Origin of the sequence: Acidovorax sp. HMWF018, from assembly GCF_003061035.1 — a bacterium.
In the GTDB taxonomy this organism is placed as follows: Bacteria; Pseudomonadota; Gammaproteobacteria; order Burkholderiales; family Burkholderiaceae_C; genus Acidovorax; species Acidovorax delafieldii.
The window spans coordinates 1-4,360 of record NZ_QAIM01000546.1 but is presented as its reverse complement, the minus strand read 5'-3'; the positions used below and the strand labels follow the sequence as shown (position 1 = coordinate 4,360).

Annotated in this window: 4 protein-coding genes; all 4 read right to left on the bottom strand. The window is 59.0% G+C overall.

Translation table 11 applies throughout. From position 1 onward, the window contains the following. Window positions 1-112 precede the first annotated feature (112 nt). Window positions 113-1,534, bottom strand: coding sequence for a DUF2130 domain-containing protein (locus DBR23_RS23255; protein WP_108499733.1), 1,422 nt, complete (start codon window positions 1,532-1,534; stop codon window positions 113-115). 132 nt (window positions 1,535-1,666) lie between these two features. After that, on the bottom strand, window positions 1,667-2,671 hold the full coding sequence (locus DBR23_RS23250; RefSeq protein ID WP_108499732.1) for a DUF5655 domain-containing protein: 1,005 nt from the start codon (window positions 2,669-2,671) through the stop codon (window positions 1,667-1,669). Between the two features lie 85 nt (window positions 2,672-2,756). Further along, entirely contained in the window at window positions 2,757-3,593 is an 837-nt protein-coding gene (locus DBR23_RS29440) for a hypothetical protein (RefSeq protein WP_146191421.1), read from the bottom strand. Window positions 3,594-3,669: 76 nt separating this feature from the next. Beyond that, window positions 3,670-4,360 (bottom strand): AAA family ATPase (locus tag DBR23_RS23235; protein ID WP_199227786.1); only part of this gene is annotated, 691 nt, incomplete at its 5' end.

The window sequence follows — 4,360 nt, the reverse complement described above, 5'->3', positions numbered from 1 at the left end:
GGCTAGTGCCGCCCAACGTCCATGCCACCCATGGGGACGGAGCAGCGGCAGACCGGTTGTGCCCGCCCTGTTTGCAAGGCCCCGTCCGCCGGCCGCCTCACCCCGCCCCGCATCACTCCCCGTCCGAAATCCCCAACTGCTTGAGTTCCGCAAATTTGGCCGCCATCGTCGGGTTGCCGCGTGTCAGCTTCTTGATCGTGAGGTCTTCGGCCTTGTCGTTGGCCAGGCGCAGGTTGTTGGCCGACTTGTGCAGCGCCTCCTTGGTCTTCTCCAGGTCCTTGATGGCCTCGTCAATGCGCTTGATGGCTTCCTCGAACCCGTCCGATGCCAGGCGCCAGTTGCGCCCAAACGCGCCCTTGAACTCTTCCAGCTGCGATTCGAACTTGGTGATGTCCAGGTTCTGCGCCTTCACCAGCGCCAGCTCCGACTTGTACTGCAACGACTTCATCGCAGCGTTGCGCAGCAGCGTGATGATGGGGATGAAGAACTGCGGCCGCACCACATACATCTTGGGATAGCGGTAGAACATGTCCACGATGCCGGTGTTGTACAGCTCGCTCTCGGGCTCCAGCAGCGACACCAGCACCGCGTACTCGCAGCCCTTTTCGGTGCGGTCCTTGTCCAGCTCTTTCAGGAAGTCTTCGTTGCGTTTTTTGGTGGCGGTTTCGTCGCTCTCGTTCTTCATCTCGAACATGATCGAGACGATCTCGTTGCCCGCCTCGTCCAGGTCGCGAAAGATGTAGTCGCCCTTGCTGCCGCTGCGCGCGTCGTTGTCCTTTTCAAAGTAGGCGCGGGGAAACGCCGTGGCGCGGATGCGGTTGAACTCCGTCTCGCAGTGCTGCTCCAGCGTCTCGCCCACCATCTTGGTGGACAGGCGCGCCTTCATGTCCCGCAGCCGCGCAATCTCGCCGTCCCGGTCGCGCAGTTGTAGGGCGTACTGCTCCTTGATGGCGGCCTCCTCCAGCTGCTTTTTCACCACCACCAGGTTCAGGTTGTTTTGGAGCTCGTCGCGCTCCCGCGCCACCACTGTGACTGCCTCGGTCACCGCCAGCCTGCGCGCCACCTCGGCAGCGTCCAGTTGTGATTTGAGCTGCTGTATCTCGGCGTCCTTTTGGGCGGCCACGCCCTGCAGCTGCTGCGCCAGCCGTGCTTGTGCCAACTGGTCCGCTGCCTGCTGCGCCTGCCGCGCACGCTCCAGCTCACTCACCAGCTTGTTTTCCAGCGCGTCGCGCTGCTTCTCCACCGCACCCAGGGCCTGCGCCACCGCCAGGTCGCGCTCCACCGCGCCCGCGCCCAGCTGCGCCTTCAGGGCCTGAATCTCGGCATCTTTGGCCGCCGCCGACTTCTGCAGCTCATTGGCCACCTGGGCCTGCGCCAGCGCCACCGCATTGCGCTTGTCCTGCTCGGCCAGCTCCAGCCGCTCGTGCAACTGCGCGGCGAAATCCGCGTCCCGCACCTGCTTGAGGATGTCGGCATACCCGGTCTCGTCAATCTTGAACGCCTTGTTGCAGTGGGGGCAGATGATGTCGTGCATGGCGGTCACCGTGTGGGTTGTGTTTGGTTGGCGAGGGGCCGGAGCGGAAGCCAGCTTGGGCTAAACGCTTGAGTGAAAGACTGGCTGCTAGCGCCCACTGAAAAAGCGCTAGCAGCTAAAAAAAGAAGCGATTCAGCTTCCTAAGGTACCCCGCCCCTCGTACGCCGCCATGATGAACGGCTTCGCCGCGTCCAGATCAGCCTGGGTCGAGAGCGTCACTTCCAGGTTGCCCGTGCCCCAGTGCCCGATGTTCGTCACGTCGCGCGCGTTGGGCAGCACCGGCAAGGCGGTGGCGGGGTCTACATGCAGGTACAGCACCAGGCAGTTTTTGCGGTGCAGCACCACCGTGGCAAAGTTCTTGAGGCGCTTGAAGGCCAGGTACAAGCGCAGCTCTTTGCGCTGCACATCGTCGCCCAGCGATAGCGTGTAGCCCTCTAGCGAAGCCAGCAGCAACTGCATGGGCTCTGGCAAATTCACCAGCAGCTCGGCAAACGACTTGTCTGGCCCCGTGCCTTTGGTGCCGATGGGGTCGGCCGCAGCAGGCACCGCCGTGGCCGCCACCGTAGCCGCCATATCGGGCTTGCTGGGCGTGGCCTTGGGCGGTTTGGCCGGGGTGGGCTTGCTGCCTGCATCGCTGCCCGCGTTGACCGATTCCAGCAACAGCAAGTCGCCCCCAAACTGCCGGTAGCGAATCAGCTCGATATTGCGGCCGATCTGTTGCACCGCGTGGCCATCGTACTTGGTGAAGTCCGCCGCAATGCACACCACGCGGGGTGCGCTCCAGTCAATGGCGTCTGCGGCAACGGCCCCCAGCTTGTCCAGCACCAGCAACTTGAATTCGGCCTTGTGGTCCAGCAGCCAGTCCAGGTAGAACAGGCCCTGGTTGATGACGTTCTCGCCCACCGACCGCTTGTATTCCAGGATCACGGGGCAATTGTTTTCGTCCAGGCCCAGCGAATCGATGCGCCCGCCGTGCGTTTTGCCGGTGGAATGCTCTGTGGCGATAAAGCGGATGTTGAGCAAGGGCTGCAGGTTGGCTTCGATCAGCGTCTGCAGGGGCTTTTCCAGATCGGAGGCGCTGCCTTGCAGTTCAGTGGCGGTGCCGCTGGTGAGGCGGAAGAGTTTGATGTCGCTCATGGCTCACTTCTCGCAGTGCGACTGCTCTGCACCAAGCGTCAGGTAGCCGGCAATCCAACCAGTGCGGCAATCGATAGCCGGTGTTTCACGCCACATTGCCAAAGTCCTCAGGCTGGGCACAAAACGCACCCGCGTTCATCGAGAACATTTTTGCTCTGGCTGCGCGTGCGTATGGGGCGCTAGCGGCAGTCGCCTCAAGCATTTGCTCTTGGAGCCTTTCCACCGCCGCCATATCTGTAGCAGCACTGACGATGTCCATCAAATTTTTGTAGTGGTTCTCCACGTCGCGCATCACCCGCTTTCTCGCAGAAATCAAATTACCCAAATTGAGGCCATAAAGCTCGATGGACTTGCTCGCCCGCAGCTGCTTTTTTGGGCCAATACAGGTTTGGCTGGGAATTGCTCGGCCATCATCAGGATCGATATCGATCAGCGCGACATCACTTCTGACGGTTGGGTCAAGCAGTACAGGGCGTTCATTGTTTAAGCACCTGTCATCCCAAACTGCGCGTGGGCTACCATCTAGCAGAGGGAACCAGCTTCCTTTTCCAACTGTTTCTTCAGTGGTCTCGTCTGTGCTCAACCGATTTGATCGGCCTGCTGAATAACGAAAATTCTCGACTGAGAACGCCAGCCAAGGGTAGCCATCGTCCTCGTCGGTATCGGTTCGCTTAGCAGCCTTTTTGGGTCTGAAATGATCGACATCAAAAAATGACTGAGGGTCATTGCTTTCAGAGTACCAGCACTTGCCGTATGACATCTTGGCCAAATAGCGACCAAAGGCGCGCCAGACATGCCCCTTCTTTTCAATGAAGGCCTTACGTTCTGCCTCGGGTTTTGCCTCTAAATCTGCTTGCGCCCTGGCTGCTACGTCAAGGACTTTTTTGGGGATCAATTTTGGATCGCACTTCACGTAGATCAAGACTCAGCCCTTTCCCCGCTTAGCTTTTTGATGAGCGCTTTCATACTCGCATGCCGCTGTTGGATTTCTTCAGGGGTTAAGGGAGGCTGATCTGCATACCGCACGTCATGCCAGGCCCGCAGAAAGTCTTGGTACAACGGCTCACGATCCTCATACAGAACCCACGTCGCGCCAGATCGTCATTCAGCTCAATCAACCTTTGCTCATCTTTGTCAGACTTGTCGGCCCTCTGAGCAAGTGCGTTGCGTTCGTCTATCAAGCGTTGAGTATCAATATCCAAGCTAGTGGGCATACCGAAGATCTCGGTCAGCGTGGCGGTGAATCCCATGCCTTTCGGATTTGCATATGGCGCTGAAGCCTTTACCTGCCCGTCCGCAACCTGCGTGATCACCCGCACCTCATCCCGCGTAAGCGCGGAAATCGTCAACGGGTTATGCGAGGTCAAAATAATATGGCACTTGTCCGAATCGGCCGCAATGTCAGTCCAGTCATCAATCAATTTGAGATAGCTGTGCTGCCAATGTGGATTGAGATGGGTATCCGGTTCATCCAACAAGAAGAGTGCTCTTTTGCCGCGCGATACGCGAATGAGGCCCAGCACCATCAATAACTGCCGTTCTCCGTCAGACAGGTCCGCAAAGCCAACGTCACCGCTGCTGTCGTTATCGCGCGTTACCCATACCAACATCTCCCGTATCAAACCCGAAATGTCCATCGCCTCCAGGGCGTAAAACATTTCCCGCTCGCTTTTGAACTGCTTTGCAAAC

Bases quoted from the DNA above. Each gene is read 5' to 3' on its own strand.
- DBR23_RS23255 (WP_108499733.1), bottom strand. From the start codon at position 1,534: ATGCACGACATCATCTGCCCCCACTGCAACAAGGCGTTCAAGATTGAC.
- DBR23_RS23250 (WP_108499732.1), bottom strand. From the start codon at position 2,671: ATGAGCGACATCAAACTCTTCCGCCTCACCAGCGGCACCGCCACTGAA.